The sequence below is a fragment of the Legionella sp. 16cNR16C genome (assembly GCF_021297775.1).
GTDB lineage: Bacteria > Pseudomonadota > Gammaproteobacteria > Legionellales > Legionellaceae > Legionella_C > Legionella_C quinlivanii_A.
This window is the reverse complement of record NZ_JAJTMX010000001.1, coordinates 500529-525606: the sequence shown is the minus strand read 5'-3', so window position 1 is coordinate 525606 and position 25078 is coordinate 500529. Positions and strand designations below refer to the sequence as shown.

Below are 25078 nucleotides of genomic sequence, written 5' to 3'. Positions count from 1 at the left end.
GCCTGACCACTATGGGCCCTTGTCCCAACAAGCGAGTTGAATTCTTCTAAAACTTTCGCTTTATATTTGCAGCGGCGAGGATCTTGGTAGCGATTTCTTCAATAGAAAAGCGGGTTGAATTCAGATAGGGAATGTTCTCGTGTTTATACATCGCTTCAACTTCCGCAATTTCAAGCCGGCATTGTTCAGCTGAGGCATACTGACTATTGGGACGTCTTTCGGTTCTTATGTGCTGCAGGCGTTCAGGATCAATGGTTAAGCCAAATAATTTACGCTTGTAAGGCCGTAATATCTCGGGTAAATGATAATGGAGTGTGTCTTCCTCAGTAAAAGGATAATTGGCGGCCAAAACACCAAAATGCAAAGCCATATAAAGACAACTGGGCGTTTTGCCAGAGCGTGAGACGCCCACAAGAATAATATCGGCTTTATCATAATCCCTGATTTTGATGCCATCATCATGCATCAGGGCATAATCGACTGCCTCAATGCGATTACTGTAGGATTGAGAATTGGCAACCCCATGAGTACGGCCTACAGTGTAGGATGATTTTGAGTGCAGTTCAGTCTCGAGCGGACCGATAAAAGTATTAAATAAATCAAAAACACAGGCCTCTGCCAGTCGAATCGTCCTGGCGATTTCCATATTGACCAATGTCATAAACAGCAAGGGTTTAACGCCGGTTTCTTTATAGCAATTGTTTATGCGCTCAACGACTTTTTCCGCTTTATCATGAGTATCCACATAAGGGATGGTTTGCTTTTCAAATACGATATTTTCAAACTGGGTCATCAGGCTATTGCCTAAGGTTTCAGCAGTAATCCCGGTGCCATCTGAAATCATAAAAACATACCGTTTCATTCTTTTGCCTTTTGGTTTAGCAGATTGACACTATATTACAAAATTTATCCAGTTTCGGCAAACTTGGCAAGAGTGCATTCTTCTGCTATGTTGAATTTAATCATAAAGTTATAGAAACAATTTGAATGACTGAATTAAAAGAGAAAACAAGAGATTTACACGCAATTGCCACTGAAATCCAGGCAATAGCTCAAATTGGACTGGCATACAGCAAAGATCCCTTTGATCTCGAGCGCTACCAGCAATTAATGCGAATTGCCGCAGAATTGTTTTCACCTCTTTGCGACTTAAATTCCGAACATCTTTCTGTAGAGTTTCTTACAGAAATTGGTTATTCCTGTCCTAAAATAGATGTCAGGGCCTTTATTCGTAAAGATGATCAATTATTATTAGTCAGAGAGGCTCAGGATAATAAATGGTCTTTGCCTGGTGGATGGGCGGATGTAAATCTATCGCCTTCGGAATGTGTGGCTAAAGAGGTATTGGAGGAAACCGGGCTGATCTGTCAGGTAAACAGATTGCTTGCGCTCTGGGATACAGCAAAACATGATCATCCGCCACATTGGCCCTATATTTATAAATGTATATTTGATTGCAGTATCGTTGGTGGGGAGTTTTCTGTGAGCCATGAAATCAGTGATGTTAAATTTTTCCCTTTAGATGATTTACCGCCGTTATCGCGCTATCGAATAACAGTTTCTCAAATAGAAAAACTGGTTGATTTACAAAGGGATGGAACTTTATGCACTGTATATGATTAAGAGGATATGCAATGGAACCCAGTCGATTTGAGTACAACAATAAGTTGTTCATAACGGGTATGATTAGTCTTGCCATGTGTCTGGTGCTGATTTGCCTTGCGCTTTATCTGTTTCCCTATCTCATTTTTAATTGGGTTTATGATGTGCCAGAGTTTGCGATTACTTTTCGTCAGTGGTTGGTTGAAAAGTACGGCATAAGTGAAATAGCAGCTGGCTGGAGTGTTTTTCTGATGTTTTTAATCCCGGCATTGATTACAGGGTTAATTTCTTATAGTACTTCCAATGCCATCGATAATAAAATTCACGGCCTTGACAAACCTTCAGATGAGAAAGAAGAACAGAGTAAGAACAGACTTGAGAGCGTGACATTCGGATCGCAATTGCTACTTTTAATCATAGGAATAGTAATGCTTGTGCTTTTTGTAGATTGGTTAATGTTTTCGATATGAGTTATATCTCATAAATACAAGGAATTTGGGGGTAATCATGACATTTTTTAAACGTTATAAAATCAAATCGCTCAATAAAAAATTAAAGGCTTTGCAGCAAAGTCGTTTAAGTACTCAGCCGAGCGAAGAGGCTCTGATTAAGGAGCGCGCAATTTATAAATCACTGATTGATATTTATAAATCCCTGAGGGGAAAGAAAAAGTATCCATTTGCTGATCAGATGATTCGGGAGTGCCAACGCGCAGCCGCAGCAATTGATGATGCAGAAGCCCAGTATCTGCTGGGGAAAGATCTCCTGGAGGAAGCTAAATTCAGAGAGCAATTGGAAAAAGATAAAATCTTTTCCAGCACAATCAATGAAAAACATATGACTCAATTGTATGACGAAGCGCATGCCTATTTTATTGCTGCACAGAAACTAAATCACATCCAGGCCAAACGCTTGCAAGGACTTGCCTATATCAATGGCTGGGGTGTTGAGCCCGATCGTGAGAAAGGTTTTGAGATGATTGTTGCCAGTATCAATCAGGAAAATAGCTGGGATAAGGTACCGCAAATCTTTGCCTCTCTCGGTTTAAATAAACCTGAGTTCTTTTCTGCCCTAACTAAACTCAGAGGCAAAAGTTAGTACTCCTATTTGCTTCTTCTATACTGCCTATGCTCCTAACTTCTACGTCCCTCGGCTTGTCCGAGGGATCCAGAGGTCTGATAGATCAACTGGATTCCCCGCATAAAGCGAGGGACGTAGGAGTAAGAGTTAAAGCCTTATGTAAGTGCTATTAGGCCCAACAAAAGGGTTGAACCACTTCGGAACTCAATGTTGTGCCAAGGGCACAACCTACATGCAATTACAGAATTTCCCTAACTTAATGGCAGTGGGCTTAGCCACAGGGCGCAGTGGAGCTGTATGCCAGCTCAACCAACAAGTGAATAGGCCTGAGCTTTAAAAGCCCTAACCTTTATGATATAACAGCGTGGATATGAAGTGGTTTAATTAAAGGAATACATGATGTTATCTGGCAAGTTATGGAAGCTGGGAGCTCTTTCAGTTGGTCTATTATCATTCTCTGTATCTTACTCAAACACGGGTCAATCAGTCGATACCTCCATTTGGGAAACCTACCAGGGCAATGCTGCCCATACAGGATATGTTCCCATCGCCATTGATCCTGAACTGATCAGACAGCTTTGGGCAGTATCCGTGGGACGGGATGGCTTTCCAGGTTGGAGAACTGAAGTTCATCAGGCCTCCATTGGTCAGAAGTATGTATTTGTCTCAAGATATAACTATGGCCAGGCAAATTCATTAGAAGCATTTTCGTTTACAGACGGGCAGGTTGTCTGGACCGCAGATTTAAACCACGTTGCCGTTCAGCCAAGTGCCTATCATGATGGTGTGGTTTATGTACAAACGGTGTATAGCGATTCGTATAAAACCAGGCTTAGGGCATTTGATGAAAATACAGGCGAATACATTTTTTCATCGCATTTTCCTGCACAATACCAGGATTACAAGGCGCCTGTGATTGATGAAGGCGTGGTGTTCATTAGCTCTGGTTATTACTCTGGAATTACTGCTTTTGATGCACATAAAGACAATAAACTTTGGCATACTCCTTTTCCTCGTTTGTCTAACGGAGCTTCTCCTGCTGTAAATAAACAGTATGCCCTTTATTATAATGCCGGATACCTGTATAAGCTTGATAAAAACAAAGGCAAGGTTCTCGCTAAAATTCACGATGATAATTGGGAATGGAGTAATGACTATGATCCAACGCCCGTCCTCTTGGGTGATTCTGCTTTTGTGACCAGTAATCATTCCTTAACTAAATTTAATATCGCAGAAGATAAAATTGAATTTGCAATTTCTAATGTGTCCAGCAATCCATCAGTGGATGATAAAAACGTCTATGTTATTAAAGACTCTCATCTTACGGCAATCAATGCTGGTACAGGGGATGTGGTATGGAGCATTGATAGCTCTGAATACCATAAAGTTGAGGATCTCCTGGTCACTAAAAACCTGGTTTTTGTTTCGGATGGGAAAGAAACAAAAGCCTATTCAAAATCAAAAAAACATGAAGTGGTTTGGCAGGCACCTGTGGGGGGTAAAATGTCTTTATCATCCAGAGGCTTGTTTATAGTTTCTAAAAAAGCAACGCTTACAGCTTTTGGTATAAACAGTACCGTAGAAGCTGAAGTCAAATAAAATAGTCAAACTCGTATTACAAACAGGAATCGCCTTCATGAATGAAGACCAATTCACTGTTCTTTAATAAGAATACCCAGGAATATAAGCTGCGTAAGCTATATAATACATTCATCAAGTACGGTTTTTATCAGAAATATGGTGAAGAGGAAGATGGAGCTGATTTTAGAAGGACGCTAAGTGTTGCGGACAATCGATATGTTAACTGGACTTCGATTGATAAGAAAATTAATAAACCTTGTACTGAAACCTGGCCGCAATTTTTTAAACGAAATATCCTGGGCGGCGAACAGCCTACAGAGGAATGTTATACTTATTCACATCCAGTATATGATACCAGACCCACCTAGTTTGCTTGCTATTTAGTTATGTAATGCGATAACTGCATTGAGATAAAAAGCGAAGACAAGCCAAGTAATATAAGGTACTAATAATGAAAAAACCAATCTATTCCTGGTTCGTATTTTTACCATTAATATTAAATTAAGTATAGTAAGAATCATCAATAGAAAAGCACTGAAAATCAAGTAATGAAATTGAAAGAAAAATGGCGTCCAGAGCCAATTTATAATCATCTGGAATGCGAATAAACAACGGAATGAGTTAGGATAAATATGTTTTTCTTTATTCCATAAAGTCCAGGCTATGAAGGCAAGTATCCCATATAAAATTGTCCAGACAATCGAGAAAATGAAACCTGGAGGGGTGAGAGCTGATTTATCAAGATTTTCGTACCAGGGGTGTAGGTTGCTTTGTGTTAATAACCCTAATGAAAACCCTATCAGCTGAAATATAAGGATCCAGATTAGTAATTTAAGGAGGTTGTTCACAGTCAAATTTCGTCTCCATGACATTAATCCCGTTCTTATTGATTATTGTCAGAATTGTTATATATTTCCAGGAGAAGTGTTAATTGGATTATATCACTTACACAGGGTGATTTTTAGTGAGAACATATAAAGTAATAAGTATTTACATCCTTTCCTATTTCTTCTTTGGTATTATAGTTTTTCTTTTAACCTTTGGCTTTGCTGATAGCTTTAAAATTTTAACAACTTCACCCCTGAGCAAAGACATAAATGGAACAACTATTTTATTTTCGTCACTCTTAGCCAGTGTCTGGATTATTAAATTAATGAGAAAACGTTTATCACTCCAGCCTTATCCCTATTTTATATTAGGTTTTTATATTGGGAATTTATCTTTATTATTAATGTTCCTATTAGATGCTTTGTTGAACAACTATGTGATTTGGAAATTCCCTGAATTTTTATTAATATTTTTTGCGCCATTTATTGAATTGTTTGTTTCCTATCTCTTTGGTTTTGCATTTTTGGCATTAATTCCCTCTTGTTTAAGTGCATATATCCTTTTCAAAGTGATACAGAAACATTTTAAAGCTTGGTAGCAGATAGAATATTTTATTGCTCAGCGATTTGGATATTGAAGATTTGATTCAAATCGCCAGAATTGGTATAATTAATGTACATTTAGATGGGTATTTACTCCAACATGCATCTTTCGGATAAGCATTTGTTCTTTACAGCCAGCAGCGAAATGCAAGAGCTGATCAAACCTTTAGAAAAATACGATATTAATTACTTTACTTATAACAAAAATTATTTGGATGGCTCCCGTATTCGTCTCACCACAAATGCTCCTCATTTAAAGGCTTTTCTGGAGAATGAGTTTTATAAAACTGGCAACATCGATGCCAGCCCTGAACTTTACCTGAATCAGGCAATGCTTTTTTCCTCCTTAAAAAATCAAGTGATAGTGGAATGGGTGCGCGTTAATTTTCAGATCCATAATGGCATTTATATAGTACGAAAATCTGAAACTTACACAGAGTTTTTCTGTTTTGCCACCTCATCAGATTCGCAAGACATGGTCAACTTTTACTTAAACAATTTGGATTTTTTGCAGAAATTTTGTGACTATTTCCAAGATCAAGGTAAAAGTCTGATCGACCGTGCTGAAAAAAACAAATTAATCCATGAATATAACAGCACCCCGATTGAGATCTGTAAGAAAGTCGATATCAACTTTCTATTAGACGCCGATGCCGAAAAAAAACTGACTCCAAGACAATTGGATATTGCACTCTTCCTCATGCAAGGTAAACGTGCAAAAGAAATTGCCCAGAGCCTGCATTTGTCTTACCGCACAGTAGAAGACCATATCGCTATATTAAAAAACAAATATCAAGCTCGGAACATTATTGAATTGGTTATTAAAATAAATAATCAATTAAGGGCTTAATTTGATGCCTGTTGCTGTTAATAAGCAGAATAATTCACTTTTTTAGTGAATCACAGCCAAAATCCAAGATACCAATGGATTATTGATTTGCCCCAAAATAAAGCGACTAGTCCAGCGAAGCATAAAAATGGGCCAAATGGAATCGGGGTATTGCGGTCTTTGTCCTGTAAACGAAGATATATTAATCCGATAATTGCTCCGCAAAATGACGCTAAAAGCAAAATCAGAGGAAGCATTATCCAGCCGAACCAGGCACCAAAAGCGGCAAATAACTTAAAGTCTCCATTTCCCATTCCTATCTTACCGGTTATGAGATAAAAGATTTTCATAATCGACCAGAGAAACAGGTAGGCCGCTGCGGCTGAAATGACTGCATTGGGTAAATCTGCAAACAGATGCTGTGTATTAGCCAAAAGCCCAAGCCATAATAGACTTAGGGTCAGATTATCAGGAAGGATCTGATGTTCAAGGTCTATATAGACCATGATAATTAATATCCATAAAAACAAAAAAATAAGCGGTAAAAACCAGGTAAAGCCGAATACCCAGGTCGCATAAAGACTAAGGATGCAGGTCAGCAACTCAATAAATGGGTATTTAAGTGGAATACTTTGCTTGCAGGATTTGCACTTTCCACGCAAAAAGAGATAACTGAACAGTGGAATATTAGCAATTGCCGGAATCGTTTTTTTGCAGGAAGGGCAGAATGAACGGGGGAAAAAAAGATTAATATTGGCTGCCGGTGTTTTTGTTTCAAGGTTTAAAAGACACTCGCACTCCTCTGTCCATTGTCGTTTTAACATAATTGGCAAACGATAAATAATCATATTGAGTACACTGCCTACTGACAATGTAAATAGAGCTATGAAAGAATATAATACAGCGGGATTTAGTTGTGAGAGTTGATCAAGCATGAAATTACACCACAGAACCAAGTTTGAAAATAGGCAGATACATAGCAACAACCAATCCGCCCACCAAAATACCCAGAATCGACATAATTATCGGTTCTAACAAACTGCTTAGGGCATCCACGGCGTTGTCAACCTCTTCCTCATAAAAATCAGCTACCTTGCCCAACATCTTTTCAAGAGTACCTGATTCTTCTCCAATGGCAACCATTTGTATCACCATATTGGGAAACATATGTGTATTGTGCATGGCAAGCTGCATTTGCTGGCCTGTTGAGACATCCTGGCGAATCTTGTCGGTAGCCTCTGCATAGAGGATGTTTCCTGTCGCACCGGCAACTGATTTCAGTGCATCCACCAGCGGTAATCCAGCTGCAAAGGTTATTGAGAGAGTTCGAGCGAATCGAGCGATAGACGCATTGACGAGAATAGTACCAATAATCGGAATTTTAAGCAGGCTGCGATCAATTGTATGCGCAAATTGAGGTGAATGATTTTTTGCATGGATAAAGGCATAAATAGCACCACCCAGCAATCCAAAGATAATATACCAATAGGATTGGAAAAACTTTGATAAATCAATAACGCCTCGAGTCAGAGCGGGCAAGTCCGCGCCAAAGCCTTCAAAAAGGGATTGAAATTGCGGCACTACAAAGATGAGTAATGCAGCGGTTACCAGAATCGCAACGATAAGGACGGCGATAGGGTAGGTTAATGCTTTTTTGATTTTCTTTTTAATGGTTTCGATTTTTTCTTTATAAGTGGCAACCTTGTCTAGCATGATATCGAGTGAACCCGATTTTTCCCCAGCATCCACGAGATTTGTAAACAATTCATTGAAATACACCGGATGCTTTGATAATGCTTCTGCCATGCCCGTACCGGACTCAATATCCTTTTTTACGCTTTCAAGCAGTTTGATCATCCTCGCATTCGTTTGGCCTTTTGTGACAATATCAAAAGATTGAATGAGGGGGATCCCCGCGGCAATCATAGTCGCGAGTTGACGGCTAAAAATTGTGATATCTGCCTGCTTGATTTTTTTATTTTTTCTATCAAAAAAGGGCTTTCTCTTTTTGACTACTTTTTTAACGATATAGCCTTGCTTGTTTAAATCAGCTTTAGCCAGAACTAAAGTTTTGGCTTCAATTATGCCCTTAACCTTTTCTCCGGCCCGATTAACGCCTTCCCAGCGAAAGCTTTTTAAATTATTTTCAGTTTTTTCCATTGAGTTAATCCATTGTGACTCGGTTGACCTCTTCGATGGTCGTAATTCCTTCCTTTATTTTTTCAAGTCCGGCATGATAAATGGTCCACATTCCTTCTTTCTGTGCCTGCTTTAGAATGTCAAGGGATGTGCCGCCTGACATGATAATTTCACCCAGTGCCTTGGACATTGGCATCACTTCAAAAAGCCCAATACGTCCTCGATAGCCGTTTTGATTGCAATTGGGACAGCCGGCTGCCTTATAGATTTTCATTCTCTGGCTATCTTCCTCTGAGAATCCCAATTCAACAAGACTTTTGGGCGTGGTATCATCACGAACTACTTTACAGGCATCGCATAATTTACGCGCAAGTCTCTGAGCAATCAACAGGCTGACAGAGCTGGCTATATTAAAAGAGGGGATTCCCATATTAACCAGACGGGTGAGGGTTTCCGCTGCACTATTGGTGTGTAGAGTCGATAAGACAAGATGTCCTGTTTGTGCGGCTTTGACCGCAATTTCTGCCGTTTCGAGATCGCGTATTTCCCCCACCATAATAATATCCGGATCCTGACGTAAAAATGCTCTCAAGGTGTTTGAAAACGTTAATCCCGCTTTGGGATTAATGTTAACCTGATTAATTCCAGGCACCTTGATTTCCACTGGATCTTCCGCTGTCGAGATGTTACTTTCTTTAGTATTCAGAATATTCAAGGCGGTATAGAGGGTTACGGTTTTACCGCTTCCTGTCGGGCCGGTTACCAGTATCATACCCTGCGGTTTTTCAATTGCTTTTAAAAAATGAGCGCGTTGCAGAGGGCTAAATCCAAGGGCCTCAATTCCAAGTCTCGTTGATCCGGGATCCAGGATCCGCATGACAACTTTTTCGCCGGCAATTGTCGGACAGGTACTTACCCTGAAATCAATAGAGCGTGCACGGGAAAGTTTCATTTTAAAACGTCCATCCTGAGGGATTCGTTTTTCTGAAATATCCAGATTGGACATGATTTTTATTCGAGCTGTAATTCGACTTGCCAGACTGACAGGAGGGGCAGCCACTTCGTTTAAAAGACCATCGAGCCGATAGCGGATACGATAATCACGCTCATAGGGCTCGAAATGAATGTCCGAAACGCCTTTTTTAATTGCCTCATAAAGAATTTTGTTGACGAATTTAACAACGGGAGCATCTTCGCCGGCCGCACTGCGATCTGCTTCTTCCTCGTCCGCGCTTATCTCAAGATCATCAAGGTCATTGGCATCCTTAACGTAGTCATTTAGTCCCTGATTTTCTTTTTCATTGAGTAATCGATCAACCAGTTTTGCTAATTTATTGCTTTCAACAACAATCGTGTTGGTGTGAAGACCGGTATGAAACTGGATTTCTTTAAAAGACGCTTGCTTGCTGGGATCATCCGTGGCCAGGAAAAGATGGTTTCCACGGGTAAAAAGGGGGAGAATGGTATGACGTCGAATAAGCTTTTCGTTAACGAGTGATACCGGAAGCACTTCAGGATCCACGCTATCCAAATCAATAAAAGGCAGGCCGAAATTCTGTGCGACAATCAAAGCCACCTGCTGTGCGCTTAAAATATGATTCTGCACCAGATATTGCAATAAAGTTTGCTTATTCTGGTGAGCCTGGGTTTGACATTCAAGGGCTTTGGTCTTGTCAAGAAGATTTTCATGGACCATTAGCTGCGCAATCCCTTGTAGTCTTTGTTCTTCCGTTGTGATTGCCATCAGTTTATTAAGAAGTTAATACTATGATTACTATAGACAAAAAATCGGCTCAATGCACGAAATAGACGAGTCTGTGCTGGTAAGGAAATACAGGAATCTTGCTGTTTCTGTTATGCCTGTGATACAAAAGAAGCTGGGTATATAACTGGAACAAAGCTTGTCCCTAGAAAAACAAAAGAGCCGATTCAGGATGCTGGATGAATGGTTTTTAAGCGAGCCAGGTCTGTCAGTATCAAAAGCGTTCTGCGAGGAGCTCCAGCCGTTAAAAGAGTTGCTTCATGGTGAATGCCTGCTGCAATTAGGTTGCTGTGGGCAAAACCAATGGCTCCCTCTTTTACGTTATCAGCACAAATGGATTGCCACACCGCATTCCAATCTTAATCTCAGTACGTTTATTTCAGAACTGGATCTGCTGCCTCTCGACAGAAATAGTGTCGATTGTGTTTTAGCGCCATTGACCCTGGAGGGTACTTCTCGCATGGCGGTCGTTGATGAAATTGACCGGATATTAAAACCCATGGGCTATGCGGTATTTCTTGGCATTAATCCAATCAGTTTATGGGGAGCGCGCCTGCGCTGGTCAGAGGATTTGTGTTTCGGTCATACTCGAAGTACAACACGCTCTGCTTTTTCGGTCAAAAGAGCGATGATTCACCGAGGCTTTATTCAATGCCATTTATCCTATTTTCATTATATCCCGCCTTGCAGTAATCCTTTGTGGATACAGCGATTTAAGGTGTTGAATCAATTAAGCAAGATGATATCGATTCTTCCTTCAGGATTTTATTGTCTGGTTATGAAAAAATATCAGGAAGATCCCATTCATCCTCAGGCGATAACTTTCAAAGAGCAATTGGCTGAAATGCGTATCCGACCAGCCCAGCAGGGTTGTAACTCAGAGCAGACTCGTTGACTCAAGATGAACAGGAACGTGTAAACTCTGAATAAATTCGGTATAATCGCGCCAGGTTCTGTGAAGCAATTTTATTGTGAGCGAAAATGCGGATAATTGAGTGCTAATATGTTTTTGAATGAGGCGAATAGCGAGTTCTATTTAACGAATTCAAAAACATATTGGCACCAGTTAGCTGCATTTGCAGCCACAATTAAAATTGCTTCACAGAGCCTAAGATTGTCTATCGTTTTATAGACTGCACCCAAGTCACTTACTTCAGGTCAAATTATGTCAAAAAAAACTATTTACCGCATTATGTTTAATCATCAGGAGACGGTGTATGAAATTTATGCTCGTAAAATTAGCGAAAGTGAAATGTTTGGCTTTCTTGAGGTAGAGGACTTTGTATTTGGTGAAAACTCTTCGCTGGTAGTCGACCCTTCCGAGGAGCGTCTTAAACTGGAGTTTAGCAACATTAAAAAAACATTCATCCCGCTTCATTCCATTCATAGAATCGATGAAGTAAACAAGCAGGGAGTTGCTAAAATTAAAGAGCATGGCAAGTCGGAGGCCAAGGTGAGTATGTTCCCAGTGCCTGGTAAAAGAGAATAATATTTAATGAAGACGATGCTTGCAGATTAATTAATTCAATTTTAGGAATTCTGATGTCAATACCAGTTAATATCAAAGAAGTTTATGAAAAATCATCGCTTCTTTTCAGCACCCAGGAAGTGGAAGCTGCCTTGGACAAGATGGCGGCCAGTATCAATGAAGTGCTGCAGGATAAAAATCCGGTCATCTTATGCGTTATGATTGGCGGCCTGGTTCCTATGGGCAACTTGCTTCCCCGGCTTAACTTTCCTCTGGAAGTTGATTATGTCCATGCGACACGCTATAACGGCGAGATTCGTGGCGGCGAGCTTATCTGGAAAGTAAAGCCCAGCGTAAATCTTGAAGGGCGTACGGTATTGGTAGTAGATGACATTCTTGACGGGGGGGTTACTCTGGCAGCTATTATCGACACAGTGGGCGCGATGGGGGCTGAGGCAGTGTATAGTGCTGTTCTGGTAGATAAATACCGCAAGAGAGTTCCTAATGGCCTGCAAAAAGCAGATTTTGTCGGGCTTGAGGTAGAGGATCATTATATTTTTGGTTATGGAATGGACTACAATGAGTATCTGCGTAATGCACCTGGAATATTTGTAGTCGATCCCGAACACGAATAAGTCGATTATAGACTTATGTGTAGCTCGGCTTGTCTCTGAGGAGTCCCCTTCATTATTTATATAGTCAGCGGATGACTTACCAATTACTCAAACAGATCTATTATCGTGTCGTTCCCGCAAAGGCGGGAATCTATTTCTCAAGATAATTCCTGACGTTGTTTGCAAGATGGATTTCCGCCTACGCGGAAACGACATTATTCAAAGTCATTTTGACCTGATAAGCAACTAACAAAAATTGGTGTTCAAATATAGGTCAATTAATGTTATAATGGCTCAATTGTTTTGGAGAGCCGATATGTTTTTAAAAAGATTTCCTGAAAATCCCCTTATTCAAAAAATAAAAATTAATGGCCGGTTTATAAGTGTTTATGTGCCATTAGATAAACTGGAAGCGTTCAGGGAGCGTTATGATCGCTTGGGGCATAAGTATGAAACACTGGCCATCGGTGAAGGCGTAATGCATGATTATGCCCATAACTCCCGCAATAAGCATCTTGGCTGGCTAATCAAAAAGAGCCAGCATGAGCATTTTCATTTTATATTGCCTGCCCTGGCAACCCCATCAAACCTGGAAGCGTTTTTAAATCATTTTGATGCGGATTTAACGCAGTTACAAAGGCATGAAATAGTATCAGGCTACGAGTCCTACATTAGTAAAATGTCGTTGGAACGTGTTCTTGAATTTTCAAAAATTTATGAATATATAGCAGCTGCAATTAATCAGCAGGATTTATATGTGAAGCAGCTAATGCCTTTATTCAACGAATTGTGTATACAGATAAACACGTATGATCAGGCTGTGAATGAGCAAAAAAAGATACCATTAACAATTCAGTTGGGGAATCGAACTATCAATGCAAAGAAAGCATTCGACACTGTTTCCAATTTTTTTGGCCATGTAGGGATTATTATTCAATTTGCTAATAAATTACGAGAGCTGCAAGACAAAAATGAGGCATGTCTAGCGTATAGCTCAGAAATAATCGAGGAAATTAATCAATTATTTGAAAAGGCGTCCTCCATGCCGCTTCCTGATATGCTTAAACTGTCCCCGGAACTATCTGAGGAATTAGCTGATAACTTTCCATTTATGGATGCCAAAATCAATGAATTCTATGTACATATCAAAGAGCAACTCTCCGAACGGTTAAACACTTCAGAATTAGTGTTTACTCCAAAGGAAGCGGAGCTGAGTAATTATGATAAAGCAATTGCGATCTTAAATAATCAGGGAAAGATAGGTAATACGATTATAAACCTGATTACCCGCCTGGCTGAGAATCAAAATAGCTGGAACCCATACTGGCGTAACAGCAACGCAAAAATGGAATTAATAATTAATGCAGTCTTAAACGCTGAGAAGGGGGCTGATTTTGCATCGATATTAAACGATAAGCAGTCTGAACTTTATACAGCACTAAATATGCAACGATTACTTCCAGTGACTATTTTGGGTAACCTGGGTTTTTATCACGCTAAATCTGCCATCAGAGCAGAGAATGAACTAGCGAAACACGATGATATTAAAGACACATCTGCCAGTATCATCTGATATCTGGTTAACCATTAAGTTCATTGGTAATAAACAGCGAGTCAAAACAGGCGGTTGTGGCAGAATCTCGACGAGATCCTGCCCTTAAACACTGCTTATCTCTCGGTCAGCGCGTTTTCCTTGGCTTTCAATATAGGTTTAAGCAAGTAATTCAAGACGGACTTATGTCCGGTCAATATATCCACTGTCGCCATCATTCCGGGGATAATATATAGCGGTTTTTGCTCAGTACCCAGGTAATTCTTCTCTGTTCTCACCCGGATAATATAATAGGTTTCTTCTTTCTGTTTTTTTTCATCGGTTATCGTATCGGCACTAATCTGCTCTACTTTCCCGGGAAGACCTCCGTAGATGGAAAAATCATAGGCAGTAATTTTTACCATTGCTTCCTGCCCAATCTTTATAAATCCAATATCGGAAGGTTTAATTTTGGCTTCAATTAATAAAGTATCGTCGAGAGGAACGATTTCAATGATATCCATTCCTGGTTGAATTACTCCCCCAATGGTATTTACCTTGATTTGTTTGACTATTCCTTTCACCGGCGAGCGTACGGTAGTTCTGACCAGTCGGTCTTTGTCTGCCATATGCGCTTCGTTTAAGGCTGCAAACTCGCCCTTGGCTTTATTCAGTTGTTCTAAAGCTTGCGATTTAAACTGAAATATTTTACCCTTTAACTCATTAACACTGCGTTGCAGACGTAAAATTTCCACTTCGGACACAGCTCCTTTGTCAACCAGGGGCCTGGAAAGATTTAATTCCTTAATGGCGTTGTCGAGCGCCTCTTTCATCTGTTCCAATTCTTCTTTTCTGGAGTTGAACAGTGCTTTTTCAGCTTCGACCAAACCTGGATTTTGCTTGGAAAAATCAGAAGGCACAGACATTTTCGATCCGCTCATTTCCGCATTCAGGCGCATTATCTGGATCTGTAAGGCTGCCATCTTTTTTTGTGCTTCATTAAAAGTAGCCATAAAACGAGTATTATCGATTTGCATCAGGATCTGATTCTGCTGGACAATCTGTCCTTCTCGTACGTAGAGTTTGTGAACGATTCCTCCCTCAAGGTTTTGAATAATCTGAATCTGACTGGAGGGAATTACCTTGCCTTCTCCTTTGGTGACTTCGTCCAGAATGGCAAAATGGGCCCATAACAATGCAACGCAGACAAAGATGATCGTTCCCCATAGGATTAAATGTGAAAATATGCGTGATTTTTCAGACATTATTTTTTTCCTTTTGAACAGTCATTCCTGTACGAAGGGTTGCCAGGACGGTTTCTTTGCTGCCATTGGCGACTAAGCGGCCTTCGTCAAGGACAATAATTCGATCGACTAATTCCAGCATGGACAATTTATGAGTAATAAGAATCAGAGTATGCTTGGGAGTCAAAAATTGAGTAAGCTGCTCTTTCACATAACGCTCACTGTTATCATCCATTGCGGATGTCGGTTCATCCATAATGAGTAAATGCGGATTACGAAGCAGCGCGCGGGCAATTGCAACGGATTGGCGTTGTCCTCCTGACAGCTCGCTTCCTTTTTCGCCAACTTGTCGGTCAAAACCATCCGGATGTTTATTAGTAAAACTCCCGACTCCTCCCGCATTGGCAGCTCGTATGATTGATTTGTCGTCAATAAAGGGTGCGCCAATGGTAATATTCTCTCTGACGCTGCCATAAAAAAGGCTGACATCCTGCGGTACGTAGCCAATCTGCTGCCTAAGATCGTCAGGATTAATCTGGCGATAATCGGTATCATCCAACAATATTGCACCCTCGGTAGGGAGATACAGTTTAAGAATTAATTTCGCCAGGGTCGATTTACCTGAACCGACACGTCCGATCACCGCTACTTTCTCACCCGCTTTTATCGAGAAAGTCAGATTTTTCAGGATAGGAAGTTTTTTATCCCCATAATCAAAGGAGACTTGTTTAAACTCGACATTACCCGTTAAGGCAGGACGATGCAGAAAATGCGAATCCTCGGAAACATCGAGAGGCATTTGCATCACGCGGTTCAATGATTTCAGTGCATTGACGGACTGATAATAGCGAGTCAGTAAGGAAGCAACCTGCGACATGGGGGCTAGTGCACGACCGGTGAGAATAGTGCAGGCGATCAAGGCACCCATTGTTAAATTCCCTTCGCTAATCATATACACACCCGCAATAACCATAATTATCGTTGCCGATTGCTGAGCGAATGCCGTTAAATTCATACTGATATTAGAGACACTACGCAGTTTCATCCCGGTTTGGGCGGAAAGCCGGATAAGCTGCTCCCATCTTGATTGCAAAGCCGATTCAGCCCCCACTGTCTTCACAGTTTCAATATTAGCCAGAGACTCAAATAAGGTCGCCTGTTTTTCAGCGGCTAATTGATAAGACTGCTTCGTTAATCTGACTAAGGGAAGTTGCAAAATGAAACCGACAAGAAAAATTATAGGAACAATAATTAATGGGATAAGAAAAAGATTACCCCCGATAAAATAGATAACGAGTATAAAAATAGCAACGAAAGGTAAGTCAACCAGCACGGTCATTGTGCCTGAGGTTATAAAATCACGGAAAACTTCAAAGGATTGAACTGTATTGCTTAAAGCGCCCACTGATTTGGGCCTGTCTTTCATGTTAACACCCAGAATCTGTTGAAATATAGAAGCAGAGAGTTCAACATCACTGCGCTTACTCGCCTGATCGATAAAATGCGCGCGTAAAGTCTTGAACAATAAGTCGAATAGAAACACCAGGCCGACACCACCGGCAAGTACCCACATGGTTTCAATAGCATGATTGGGCACTACCCGGTCGTACACGTTCATGGTGAACAGAGGCAACACCAGGGCAAAAATATTAATTAACAGGGAGGCAACCAGTACTTCGGAATAGAGGGGCCAGGATTTTACCAAAACCTTCCAAAACCAGTTCCTTGATCGTTTGCCTGTAGTTTCTTCAGCTCTGGTTGTAAATTTATATTCAGGATGTACCAGAAATGCTTTTCCAGTATATTGGGGTAAAATGTCGTCCACATTAAACAGTTGGCTGGAATCCTCTGGTTTGAAGACTTTTCTCTGTCCATGAGCGTCATGAATCAGTAAACAGGCTTCATCTTCTTTTAAGAGTAATACTACAGGCAGGCTTTCATCCGAAATTTTATTAATGGGTGTTTCTTTAAGCTCGGCATTTAACGATGCTCTTGCGGCAGCGCGGGAAAATAGTGCGGGACTTAGCCTGTTACGTTTTAATGGCAGTCGTGCTGAAAGCGATTGAGCAGAGTAAGGGTTTTGATAATACCTGCTTAACAAAACGAGACAGGATAATAAAGAATCATTAGGAGGAAGCGATTCTTTATCAATAGACGACCAGGATTGTTTTTGAAATATTGTCATAATAATTATCTTTTATAGTTAGTTTGACAAAAAAATAAACCTCAAGCCATCATAAAAAGGTTAGTTTTTTCACGCTATTTCTCAGCGCCATCTGCTTTTTCAAATGGTAATTTATAAAAGCTCAGTGCAAACGATGAGAACGCCAGTATTGCAATGACCAGTAAGAAAGAAAACTTATTCTCTAAAAGACTTAAAGCGATAACTCCCATAAAGAAAGAACTTATATTAAGGAGGAGAGAGTAAAGTGAAACTTTAATCATAACTGACTCATCATTACTCTCAACAGCAAGCCGACTAAACACAGGAAATCCTATCCCCAAAGTAAAAATCAGCGGTAATAAGGTAGCTATAAGCGATACGAGCGTAAAGATTTTCAGGAGACTGAATAGTATAGCCAGGAAGCCTGAGATTAGAACAATTATACTGCATAGTGTAGCAATACCCTTGAGGGAATACCGTTTTAATAACCAGCCTATACATCGTGTTCCCAGAATGAAAAAAGCAAAAATCAAGCCTTGTACCACACCAAATGCTATCGGATTGTACTTCAGGTAGCTGATTACGAAAAATGGCCCGCAGATACTCCATGCGGTCATACCGGCAAAAAGTAAACACCATACGGATGCAGGACGGAGAAAGCGGGGGTTAAATGTTGTTTTCAAATATTTTTTGATCAAGAGGATAAAGTTACTCTTGTGACCATCCTGACTGGCCGTTTCTGGCATAATTTTGTACAAGTAAATAAGACAGAAAGAAGCCGCCAGGGAAAGAATAAGAAATATCCAGCGCCAGCTGGCCAGCTTCATAATAAATGCTCCCAATATAGGCCCTACGGCAGGAGCAAATACGGTAATACTTCCCATCCATGCAATAATTTTTACAGCCTGTTCCTGGTCGTAGAGAACATGTATGGTGCTATAGCCTGCAATTATAAGGGAGGTGATGGCCATTCCCTGCAGAAAACGAGCAAAAATCAATACTTCAATTCCAGGAGAAAAAGCGGCCATGAAGGATGAAATGACAAACACAGCTCCTCCCCACAACAGAATTTTTCTCCGGCTATATTGCTCAGAAATCCAGCCTAGCAAAAGCTGAGCAAATACATTACCTAAAAATATGACGGTAAGAGTGAGCTGGACAAGAGAATCGCTAACCTTAAATTGCTGGGCGATGATCGGCATTGCGGGAAGGTAAGCGTCGATGGATAAATAGCTGATTAATTCGTATGCGACTAGAAATACCGGAAACAACTTTAGATTAGAAGATCTTAGCATTTGTCTGCTGCCTTATTAATACAGCTGGATGCCCAGCCTCATTATTTTGCTTCAAGTATTGATACTATTGTAATTTTAGCTCAAATCCTAATTTTATCCATCTACAGGCAGGCAGTACCTGCGAGGTAGCCTTCAAGTGCCATCTCAAATTTATCCTGGCTCATAAGAATGATTTCACAGATTTCCCTTACTGCTCCTTCACCGCCGCTGCGCTCGGTCATCCAGTGCGACCACTCTTTCACCTGTTGCACTGCATTGGGAACAGTGACGCCTAATCCGACTTGTTTGATAATCATCAAGTCAGACAAATCATCTCCGATATAAGCAAAATCACCATCGTGTAATTGCAATTCTTCCTTGATCTGCGTATATGCTTTTCGCTTGTCAACTTGACCGCAAAAACACATGATGCCCACTTTCTGCATTCGCTCATAGATGACATTGCTATTGGAGGTGGTGATAACTGCAAGATGAATACCTGCCGCAATCAGCATTTGCATACCAATTCCATCATGGGCATTAAATGCTCTCGTGTCCTCGCCGCTACTACCTATGTATACTTTGCCGTCCGTCATTACTCCATCAATGTCGCAAATAAGACATTTTACTTTTTTCGCACGCTCAAACAAATCGCCTTTATTTAATTGATTCATTTTTATTTTCCGAAAAGAGTTTTATAAGTTTTGGTTATGTTCTTTCAGTATAGGTACAAATCAATACACAATCATTTCAATCAGGAAAAAGAATTTGGGCTTTATGAATGTCATCATAAATTTGTCCAATAAGGGCATCTATAGATGAAAACTTTATTTCGTCACGCAACTTATGAACAAATAAAATTTCCAGCGCCTCACCATACAGATCGCCAGAGAAATTGAAAATGAAAACTTCCAGCACCTGGGTCGAGCCTCTTACTGTAGGTCTTTTACCAACACTGGCAATTCCCTGGTAGCTCTGGCCATTTTTCCGTCTTACCTTGACGTAAAAAATTCCTGACAGGCAAGGGTACATATGTTCAGCATCGATATTTGCTGTAGGAATACCCCATTGACGACCCAACTGCTTTCCCTTTTGAACTCGTCCGATATAGCGAAAGTCGTCTTCAAGATCATGTACGAAATGATTGCAATCGCAAAGCTTCTCAAATTGTTCAAAATGCACAGGGAATTTTTCGTTATGGATAGAATTTTCAGAGATTAGTAAAACTTTGGGAGGGTCGGCCAAGGGCTGGTAAGAAAATTTTGAATGCGTGGACTGTTTGATTTCGTTTGGAGCGGACGCTTTATCTTGATAATATTTCATGACAGGGCCTCTTTCATGCAAAACTGCTAAGCCAATCTCGCAATAACAGTAATGAATAACTTGATATTGTTGACGATCTTACCGTTCAACACCCAAATCTCTCACGATAAAAATTGAACTCAGCCGAATTCGACTGAGCAAGTAGTTGTATTTTGTCAGATGAAACATTTTTTATAAAAATCTTCATATCTGACACCTTTTTTACTAAAGTCCTGGCCACCCTGGTAACTATTAAGCATCCTGGTCAGGATCCCATCGTTTGACGACTCCAGAATCAATATCAAAAAGATCGAGAGCTCGGCCTACGCTGTGGTCAACGACATCCGCTAAAGTTTGTGGATTGTTGTAGAAAGCAGGCATCACTGGGCAAATAATGCCGCCTTGCATGGTTACTTTAACCATATTTTCCAGATGGCCAAGATGCAAAGGAGACTCTCTGGTCATTAGAACCAGTTTTCGTCTATCCTTGAGCATGACATCGGCAGCACGTCCAATAAGATTAGTGCTGATACCATGTGCAATTTCAGCCAATGTTTTCATTGAGCAGGGGGCCACGATCATCCCCAGGGCTTTAAAGGAACCGCTGGCGATATTGGCACCAATGTCATTAATAGGATGATAGACATCCGCCATACTTTTTAATTCTGAGACAGAGAGTTCTGTTTCGTATTCGCGAGTCAACTGAGCTGATTTACTGACAACCAGATGAGTTTCAATCGGGAGAGAATGTAAAAGCTGTAACAAACGGATTCCGTAAATAATACCGGATGCACCACTTATACCAACAATAAGGCGAGGATTATTCTTCATCCTGTGACTCCTTCAATTAATAATTTTTTTTGCAGACGCAAGTCAAAGATAAGTATAGCAGTGTTTTTTTCCTGCATGGCTATGAATTGATTATTATTAATCAAAAAAACGCTTAAAAATTAGGCTACTACAAATAGAATACTATAAGAAAAGGAATCCATTTATGGAAAAACAGATAAGTTCGCACTAGAGGGGTACCTTAAACTTTTACTTATCGATGGAGAATGGGATCAAATCTCATAATGAAACCTATTATGAAGTCATCAATCCCAGCATTGAAGGGCTTTGTACCGTCAACTTGCGACACCGATTCCCTAATTCAACTTTCACACAAAGAACACCCGCCTGGCTTCATATTTCATGTCTATACTTTTTACGTATTCCTGGCAATATTTCCTTGGCAAAAATAGGAATGTCGTGCAAATAATCAGGAAAAATGATCATCATGCCATCTATATGAGTGCGATCAAATATTTCCAGAATTCGCTCCATAATCGTTTCTGTTGAACCGGCTAGGCGCATCGATAAAAAACCAGTGCGTGCAGCTTTAACATAATCATTTTCTTTACCAATTTCTTTGTCCAACAGGCCATAAGCTTTTAGCATCCCGTTTAGGGCGCCTTCATCCAGGCCCTCGCTATAATAGTTAGCACGAGCCTGAGCTTTAGCATCGGTTTCATCCATGACTAAAGTCATCTGAATGTAGGTGCGCATATAACGACTTTTTTGTTCAGCATGTTCTTTGACAGACAAGCTGATCTTAGCCAAATCTTCATCTGTTTTACCACTTAGGAAAATAGCGTCTGTTTCATTGATGGTAAAATTCATGCCTTGCGGAGAAATACCCGCGCAAATAAGGAAAGGCTGCTTCTCAGGTTTAGGGCCAGATTGACAGTCAATGAGGGAAAAATACTTACCTTTCATTGTTACGGATTCTTCGCGCCAAAGTGCTTTTATTGCCTGAATCCACTCTGTTGCCAAATCATAACGTTGATCATGATTAACATCATCCAGCCATGCTCCCATTTGAGAAAATTCATCCTTATAGGAACCCGTTACTATATTTAATCCAGCTCGGCCATTGCTTATCTTATCCAGAGTGGTGATTATTTTTGCCGCAACCGCGGGGTTTTGTAATAGAGTATGAATGGTTGTCCAGATTTTAACACGAGATGTGATGGCTGCAATTGCCGCTGCCAGTAATGTAGCATCAAGCGTATCGTTCCAATGACGAGTCTCTCCACCGTATCCTCGATACTTAGCCATTGACATAACAAAATCAAAGTCTAACTTCTCGGTCATTAACGCAATTTGTTTATTAAGCTCATAACTGCCATCAAGTTCAGGTTTATTCTTGGATAAAATCCAACCGCCGTTACCCATAGGGAGGAACACACCAATATCTTTTCCCTGGGTGTCAGACGGTAAACCAAAGCTATTTTTATAGATGCTCATTGTTTTTCGACTCCTGCTACTTAAACATTGATGAAAATTAACTTAATTTGCTTTTTCAAAGTCAAATGCATCAGCAAAAATCATTTTTTTACAAACTCCTTTTTCGAACCTAAGCATCACGAATGTCATATATCATTTCAAAACGGCCATTTAATTGATAATCAGTTAACGAGCTTGAGGATGCTTGTTCTATACGGTCCTTTATTTAAACAGTCCTTCGATAATAATCCTCAATAGTTGATTCAAGCTTATTCTGTGCCGATAGAATAAACTCACAGACTTCACGTACAGCACCATGCCCGCCTTCATTTTTTGTCTGCCAGTGAGAAATGTCCTTTACCTGCACTACTGCATTAGCAACTGCTATACTAAGACCGACACGGCTCATAACAGCCAGATCGGGAAGATCATCACCACAATAAGCGATAGCCTCATCATCTAACTGAAGTTCTTCTTTAAGATGATAATATGACGGTAATTTATCACTTAGCCCCGTGTAACAAATCACTCCAAACCGCTCTAAATGATGAGTAATTGTAGAAATTTCGGAAGTAGTCAAAATTGCAAATTTAATGTCATTTTTTATGAGCATATTAATACCGACACCATCCAAGGCATTAAGCACTTTTAAATCAAACCCAGTCTGAGACATGTAAATTGAACCATCAGTCATTACACCATCCAGATCACAGATGAGACATTTTATTTTTGATGCTCTCTGAATCGGATCATTGATTTTTTTATTTGTGGTAAGATTGCTCATAGTTTTAACCTGCTGTGTTTAATTTAATTTTTTTTGGTTTCAATCTAGGAAATGGATTCGTTCTTTGGGTAACTCTATAAGGTATAGCTTACCCTTATTGAATTGGTCAAGCTTCCTTCAAGCACAGCAGGAGGTACAAAAATTAATCTGGCAGCAAAATACCCAGGGTTCCAAACCGCTATTTAGGCACACTTGCTTTTTCTGTGCCTGGATTACATAACTTTGAATTGCACATAATAAATCCTATGCCGCATCTTTTTGTTTAGTAAACTAAAAAAATCATCTTTTTTTCCACAAAAATCAAAATATAAAACTATAGTTAGATAAAAGAATAAATAGTTAGTTGCCAGCATGGATGAAAATTATCTTTTAGCCGCCTTAGAACAGGCCTTTCTGGGACGAGGAACTTGTGCTCCCAACCCTAGTGTTGGAGCTGTCGCTGTCCGTGAAGGGAACATTATAGCTCAGGCATTTCATAAAGGTGCCGGTACTCCACATGCGGAGGTCCTGGTTTTTGAGCAGTTTCCAAAGCATTTGGAAGGAGTCACTCTTTATGTCACCCTGGAGCCTTGTAATCATTGGGGACGCACGCCGCCTTGTGTGAATGCGATTATTGCGCAGGGAGTCGATAGAGTGGTGTACGGGTATCGAGATCCCAATCCTGTAGTCATCTCCAATAATACCCCTTCAATTCTGAAAGAACATGGTATCGAAAGCCGTTATCTTCCTCTGAAAGAAATCGATGATTTTTATATCAGCTATCGACACTGGCGGCTTACTAAAAAGCCCTTCGTCAGCACTGCGTTAAAACAAAATTTTTCAGGCGAGTCGGATTCCAGATTCATTAATCCACCACAGGATGAATTTTTTCAAATGCAAAGAAAAAATGCAGATATTATTCTAACAGTTGCTGAAGGTCGTTACCCAAACATTCAAATGATTAATGTCGATATAAATGGCAATAAATATCAGAAAAATATCGCCATTATGGATGATAATCTTCAATTAGATAATTCCTCTGAAATCTTTAATTCGTCAAAAAATGTATTAATTTATTTTGATGAGGGAATAGAGCCAATATCCCAAAACAAATCAGCAACCTATTACACTAAAAAGTCGAAAGATTATGAGTCAAGTTTGGACGAGATAATCACTCATCTTGGCGAGCTTGGATTTCATGATGTATGGGTGGAAGGAAGTGCTGAGCTTCTGGCAGCTTTACATCAAGCAGATCTCGTCGATAGAACTTATATCTATTCTGATGAAAATCAGAAGAAGATAAGTGACGAAGAATTATTGAAAAATAGTCTGAATCATCAAAAAAAAGCTGTCTTAACCTGGCAAATTATGAATGAGGAATCCATACTTTGCTGTGATTGGAGGAAACGCTAGTGTTTACTGGTTTAGTAGAGAAAGTGGGGAAAGTTCTGACCAATACAACTGTATCGTCTGGAAAAAGGCTGGTAGTCGAAGCATTCATACCCGATTTACAGGAAGGTGAAAGTATTGCCGTCAATGGAACATGTTTAACCTGGTTGCCTGAATCGCCAACAAAACTACAATTCGATGTTTCACCAGAAACACTCGATGTAACGACTCTGGGGAGTCTGCAGGAGGGAGAGCCAGTTAATCTTGAGCGTGCCATGATGGCATCCACGCGTCTGGGGGGCCACTATGTATGTGGCCATGTCAATACAACAGCATTTGTAAAAGAGAGGAGGAAAATTAAAGATTTCACAGAACTTGTGGTCGGTGGTTTTTCAGAAGATCAAAGGAAATACCTTATACCAAAAGGGTCTATTACCTTGGATGGAGTGAGTTTGACAATTAATGATGTTAGAGGGCGAGAAATTTCATTAATGATTGTGCCATATACTCTCGAAAATACCACGCTGAAGTTTATAGGAGAAGGGAAAAAAATCAATGTGGAATTTGATTATATCGCACAAATTGTTGCATACAATTTGTCTCTAGCTGGTTAATTTTTTACAGATATTTAGGGGTGAAAA

At 40.2% G+C, this 25078-nt stretch carries 26 protein-coding genes; 13 read left to right on the top strand and 13 right to left on the bottom strand.

Features of this window, described 5'->3' with window-relative positions; genetic code table 11:
- Positions 1-46: 46 nt before the first annotated feature.
- Entirely contained in the window at positions 47-862 is an 816-nt protein-coding gene (locus LXA66_RS02470; protein WP_233011773.1) for a pyruvate, water dikinase regulatory protein, read from the bottom strand.
- Positions 863-987: 125 nt separating this feature from the next.
- Here LXA66_RS02470 and LXA66_RS02465 point away from each other — a divergent pair, with 125 nt between their 5' ends.
- From LXA66_RS02465 to LXA66_RS02445, 5 genes are all read left to right on the top strand, one after another.
- Positions 988-1623, top strand: coding sequence for an NUDIX hydrolase (locus LXA66_RS02465; protein ID WP_233011772.1), 636 nt, complete (start codon positions 988-990; stop codon positions 1621-1623).
- Between the two features lie 11 nt (positions 1624-1634).
- Entirely contained in the window at positions 1635-2072 is a 438-nt protein-coding gene (locus LXA66_RS02460) for a hypothetical protein (RefSeq protein ID WP_233011771.1), read from the top strand.
- 37 nt (positions 2073-2109) lie between these two features.
- Positions 2110-2700, top strand: coding sequence for a hypothetical protein (locus LXA66_RS02455; RefSeq protein ID WP_233011770.1), 591 nt, complete (start codon positions 2110-2112; stop codon positions 2698-2700).
- Positions 2701-3078: 378 nt separating this feature from the next.
- The gene (locus tag LXA66_RS02450) at positions 3079-4281 is read left to right on the top strand and encodes a PQQ-binding-like beta-propeller repeat protein (RefSeq protein WP_233011769.1); all 1203 of its coding nucleotides are present in this window, start codon (positions 3079-3081) and stop codon (positions 4279-4281) included.
- A gap of 41 nt (positions 4282-4322) precedes the next feature.
- The gene (locus tag LXA66_RS02445) at positions 4323-4631 is read left to right on the top strand and encodes a hypothetical protein (RefSeq protein ID WP_233011768.1); all 309 of its coding nucleotides are present in this window, start codon (positions 4323-4325) and stop codon (positions 4629-4631) included.
- Between the two features lie 12 nt (positions 4632-4643).
- Here LXA66_RS02445 and LXA66_RS15885 read toward each other — a convergent pair whose 3' ends face one another.
- Entirely contained in the window at positions 4644-5135 is a 492-nt protein-coding gene (locus tag LXA66_RS15885; RefSeq protein WP_370637126.1) for a TspO/MBR family protein, read from the bottom strand.
- Between the two features lie 92 nt (positions 5136-5227).
- On the opposite strand from LXA66_RS15885, the gene LXA66_RS02440 reads away from it, so the two are divergent.
- Entirely contained in the window at positions 5228-5689 is a 462-nt protein-coding gene (locus LXA66_RS02440; RefSeq protein WP_233011767.1) for a hypothetical protein, read from the top strand.
- 149 nt (positions 5690-5838) lie between these two features.
- Positions 5839-6543: a response regulator transcription factor gene (locus tag LXA66_RS02435; RefSeq protein ID WP_233011766.1), complete on the top strand. Its 705-nt coding sequence runs from the start codon at positions 5839-5841 to the stop codon at positions 6541-6543.
- A 50-nt stretch (positions 6544-6593) separates the two neighbouring features.
- On the opposite strand, the gene LXA66_RS02430 is transcribed toward LXA66_RS02435, so the two are convergent.
- Genes LXA66_RS02430 through pilB form a run of 3 tightly spaced genes read right to left on the bottom strand, consistent with a single transcriptional unit; the run spans position 6594 to position 10405 of the window.
- On the bottom strand, positions 6594-7457 hold the full coding sequence (locus LXA66_RS02430) for an A24 family peptidase (protein WP_233011765.1): 864 nt from the start codon (positions 7455-7457) through the stop codon (positions 6594-6596).
- Positions 7458-7461: 4 nt separating this feature from the next.
- Positions 7462-8682 carry a type II secretion system F family protein gene (locus tag LXA66_RS02425; protein WP_233011764.1) on the bottom strand — a complete coding sequence of 407 codons (1221 nt, stop codon included), beginning with the start codon at positions 8680-8682 and terminating at the stop codon, positions 7462-7464.
- 4 nt (positions 8683-8686) lie between these two features.
- Positions 8687-10405, bottom strand: a complete 1719-nt coding sequence (gene pilB / locus LXA66_RS02420; RefSeq protein WP_233011763.1) for a type IV-A pilus assembly ATPase PilB — start codon at positions 10403-10405, stop codon at positions 8687-8689.
- Positions 10406-10562: 157 nt separating this feature from the next.
- On the opposite strand from pilB, the gene LXA66_RS02415 reads away from it, so the two are divergent.
- The 4 genes from LXA66_RS02415 to LXA66_RS02400 all read left to right on the top strand — a co-directional run bounded on the left by LXA66_RS02415 (position 10563) and on the right by LXA66_RS02400 (position 14078).
- Entirely contained in the window at positions 10563-11318 is a 756-nt protein-coding gene (locus LXA66_RS02415; RefSeq protein ID WP_233011762.1) for a methyltransferase domain-containing protein, read from the top strand.
- A gap of 270 nt (positions 11319-11588) precedes the next feature.
- Positions 11589-11912, top strand: a complete 324-nt coding sequence (locus LXA66_RS02410) for a DUF1820 family protein (protein ID WP_058508328.1) — start codon at positions 11589-11591, stop codon at positions 11910-11912.
- 53 nt (positions 11913-11965) lie between these two features.
- A complete protein-coding gene (locus LXA66_RS02405) occupies positions 11966-12526 on the top strand; it encodes a hypoxanthine-guanine phosphoribosyltransferase (RefSeq protein ID WP_233011761.1) in 561 nt (186 codons plus the stop codon).
- 295 nt (positions 12527-12821) lie between these two features.
- Entirely contained in the window at positions 12822-14078 is a 1257-nt protein-coding gene (locus tag LXA66_RS02400) for a hypothetical protein (RefSeq protein WP_233011760.1), read from the top strand.
- Between the two features lie 95 nt (positions 14079-14173).
- On the opposite strand, the gene LXA66_RS02395 is transcribed toward LXA66_RS02400, so the two are convergent.
- From LXA66_RS02395 to LXA66_RS02360, 8 genes are all read right to left on the bottom strand, one after another.
- Positions 14174-15301, bottom strand: coding sequence for an HlyD family type I secretion periplasmic adaptor subunit (locus LXA66_RS02395; RefSeq protein WP_233011759.1), 1128 nt, complete (start codon positions 15299-15301; stop codon positions 14174-14176).
- On the bottom strand, positions 15294-17465 hold the full coding sequence (locus tag LXA66_RS02390; protein ID WP_233011758.1) for a type I secretion system permease/ATPase: 2172 nt from the start codon (positions 17463-17465) through the stop codon (positions 15294-15296). Before LXA66_RS02390 ends, LXA66_RS02395 begins: the two co-directional genes overlap by 8 nt.
- A 74-nt stretch (positions 17466-17539) precedes the next feature.
- Positions 17540-18739 carry an MFS transporter gene (locus tag LXA66_RS02385; protein WP_233011757.1) on the bottom strand — a complete coding sequence of 400 codons (1200 nt, stop codon included), beginning with the start codon at positions 18737-18739 and terminating at the stop codon, positions 17540-17542.
- 101 nt (positions 18740-18840) lie between these two features.
- Complete coding sequence (locus LXA66_RS02380) at positions 18841-19392, bottom strand: HAD family hydrolase (protein ID WP_133140050.1); 552 nt, start codon at positions 19390-19392, stop codon at positions 18841-18843.
- A 76-nt stretch (positions 19393-19468) separates the two neighbouring features.
- Complete coding sequence (locus LXA66_RS02375) at positions 19469-20041, bottom strand: riboflavin kinase (RefSeq protein WP_233011756.1); 573 nt, start codon at positions 20039-20041, stop codon at positions 19469-19471.
- Between the two features lie 231 nt (positions 20042-20272).
- Positions 20273-20851 carry a UbiX family flavin prenyltransferase gene (locus LXA66_RS02370; RefSeq protein ID WP_233011755.1) on the bottom strand — a complete coding sequence of 193 codons (579 nt, stop codon included), beginning with the start codon at positions 20849-20851 and terminating at the stop codon, positions 20273-20275.
- 351 nt (positions 20852-21202) lie between these two features.
- Positions 21203-22306, bottom strand: a complete 1104-nt coding sequence (locus LXA66_RS02365) for an LLM class flavin-dependent oxidoreductase (protein WP_233011754.1) — start codon at positions 22304-22306, stop codon at positions 21203-21205.
- A gap of 205 nt (positions 22307-22511) precedes the next feature.
- Entirely contained in the window at positions 22512-23069 is a 558-nt protein-coding gene (locus LXA66_RS02360; protein WP_233011753.1) for an HAD family hydrolase, read from the bottom strand.
- Positions 23070-23420: 351 nt separating this feature from the next.
- Here LXA66_RS02360 and ribD point away from each other — a divergent pair, with 351 nt between their 5' ends.
- Together ribD and LXA66_RS02350 are read left to right on the top strand one after the other, a co-directional pair.
- Complete coding sequence (gene ribD / locus LXA66_RS02355) at positions 23421-24461, top strand: bifunctional diaminohydroxyphosphoribosylaminopyrimidine deaminase/5-amino-6-(5-phosphoribosylamino)uracil reductase RibD (RefSeq protein ID WP_233011752.1); 1041 nt, start codon at positions 23421-23423, stop codon at positions 24459-24461.
- On the top strand, positions 24461-25051 hold the full coding sequence (locus tag LXA66_RS02350; protein ID WP_112218376.1) for a riboflavin synthase: 591 nt from the start codon (positions 24461-24463) through the stop codon (positions 25049-25051). The genes ribD and LXA66_RS02350 overlap by 1 nt, the downstream gene beginning before the upstream one ends.
- Positions 25052-25078 lie beyond the last annotated feature (27 nt).

What these genes read in the sequence shown, in the direction of transcription:
- LXA66_RS02470 (WP_233011773.1), bottom strand. Translation starts at nt 862, where the DNA reads ATGAAACGGTATGTTTTTATGATTTCAGATGGCACCGGGATTACTGCT.
- LXA66_RS02465 (WP_233011772.1), top strand. Translation starts at nt 988, where the DNA reads ATGACTGAATTAAAAGAGAAAACAAGAGATTTACACGCAATTGCCACT.
- LXA66_RS02460 (WP_233011771.1), top strand. Translation starts at nt 1,635, where the DNA reads ATGGAACCCAGTCGATTTGAGTACAACAATAAGTTGTTCATAACGGGT.
- LXA66_RS02455 (WP_233011770.1), top strand. Translation starts at nt 2,110, where the DNA reads ATGACATTTTTTAAACGTTATAAAATCAAATCGCTCAATAAAAAATTA.
- LXA66_RS02450 (WP_233011769.1), top strand. Translation starts at nt 3,079, where the DNA reads ATGATGTTATCTGGCAAGTTATGGAAGCTGGGAGCTCTTTCAGTTGGT.
- LXA66_RS02445 (WP_233011768.1), top strand. Translation starts at nt 4,323, where the DNA reads ATGAAGACCAATTCACTGTTCTTTAATAAGAATACCCAGGAATATAAG.
- LXA66_RS15885 (WP_370637126.1), bottom strand. Translation starts at nt 5,135, where the DNA reads ATGTCATGGAGACGAAATTTGACTGTGAACAACCTCCTTAAATTACTA.
- LXA66_RS02435 (WP_233011766.1), top strand. Translation starts at nt 5,839, where the DNA reads ATGCAAGAGCTGATCAAACCTTTAGAAAAATACGATATTAATTACTTT.
- LXA66_RS02430 (WP_233011765.1), bottom strand. Translation starts at nt 7,457, where the DNA reads ATGCTTGATCAACTCTCACAACTAAATCCCGCTGTATTATATTCTTTC.
- LXA66_RS02425 (WP_233011764.1), bottom strand. Translation starts at nt 8,682, where the DNA reads ATGGAAAAAACTGAAAATAATTTAAAAAGCTTTCGCTGGGAAGGCGTT.
- pilB (WP_233011763.1), bottom strand. Translation starts at nt 10,405, where the DNA reads ATGGCAATCACAACGGAAGAACAAAGACTACAAGGGATTGCGCAGCTA.
- LXA66_RS02410 (WP_058508328.1), top strand. Translation starts at nt 11,589, where the DNA reads ATGTCAAAAAAAACTATTTACCGCATTATGTTTAATCATCAGGAGACG.
- LXA66_RS02405 (WP_233011761.1), top strand. Translation starts at nt 11,966, where the DNA reads ATGTCAATACCAGTTAATATCAAAGAAGTTTATGAAAAATCATCGCTT.
- LXA66_RS02400 (WP_233011760.1), top strand. Translation starts at nt 12,822, where the DNA reads ATGTTTTTAAAAAGATTTCCTGAAAATCCCCTTATTCAAAAAATAAAA.
- LXA66_RS02395 (WP_233011759.1), bottom strand. Translation starts at nt 15,301, where the DNA reads ATGTCTGAAAAATCACGCATATTTTCACATTTAATCCTATGGGGAACG.
- LXA66_RS02390 (WP_233011758.1), bottom strand. Translation starts at nt 17,465, where the DNA reads ATGACAATATTTCAAAAACAATCCTGGTCGTCTATTGATAAAGAATCG.
- LXA66_RS02385 (WP_233011757.1), bottom strand. Translation starts at nt 18,739, where the DNA reads ATGCTAAGATCTTCTAATCTAAAGTTGTTTCCGGTATTTCTAGTCGCA.
- LXA66_RS02380 (WP_133140050.1), bottom strand. Translation starts at nt 19,392, where the DNA reads ATGAATCAATTAAATAAAGGCGATTTGTTTGAGCGTGCGAAAAAAGTA.
- LXA66_RS02375 (WP_233011756.1), bottom strand. Translation starts at nt 20,041, where the DNA reads ATGAAATATTATCAAGATAAAGCGTCCGCTCCAAACGAAATCAAACAG.
- LXA66_RS02370 (WP_233011755.1), bottom strand. Translation starts at nt 20,851, where the DNA reads ATGAAGAATAATCCTCGCCTTATTGTTGGTATAAGTGGTGCATCCGGT.
- LXA66_RS02365 (WP_233011754.1), bottom strand. Translation starts at nt 22,306, where the DNA reads ATGAGCATCTATAAAAATAGCTTTGGTTTACCGTCTGACACCCAGGGA.
- LXA66_RS02360 (WP_233011753.1), bottom strand. Translation starts at nt 23,069, where the DNA reads ATGAGCAATCTTACCACAAATAAAAAAATCAATGATCCGATTCAGAGA.
- ribD (WP_233011752.1), top strand. Translation starts at nt 23,421, where the DNA reads ATGGATGAAAATTATCTTTTAGCCGCCTTAGAACAGGCCTTTCTGGGA.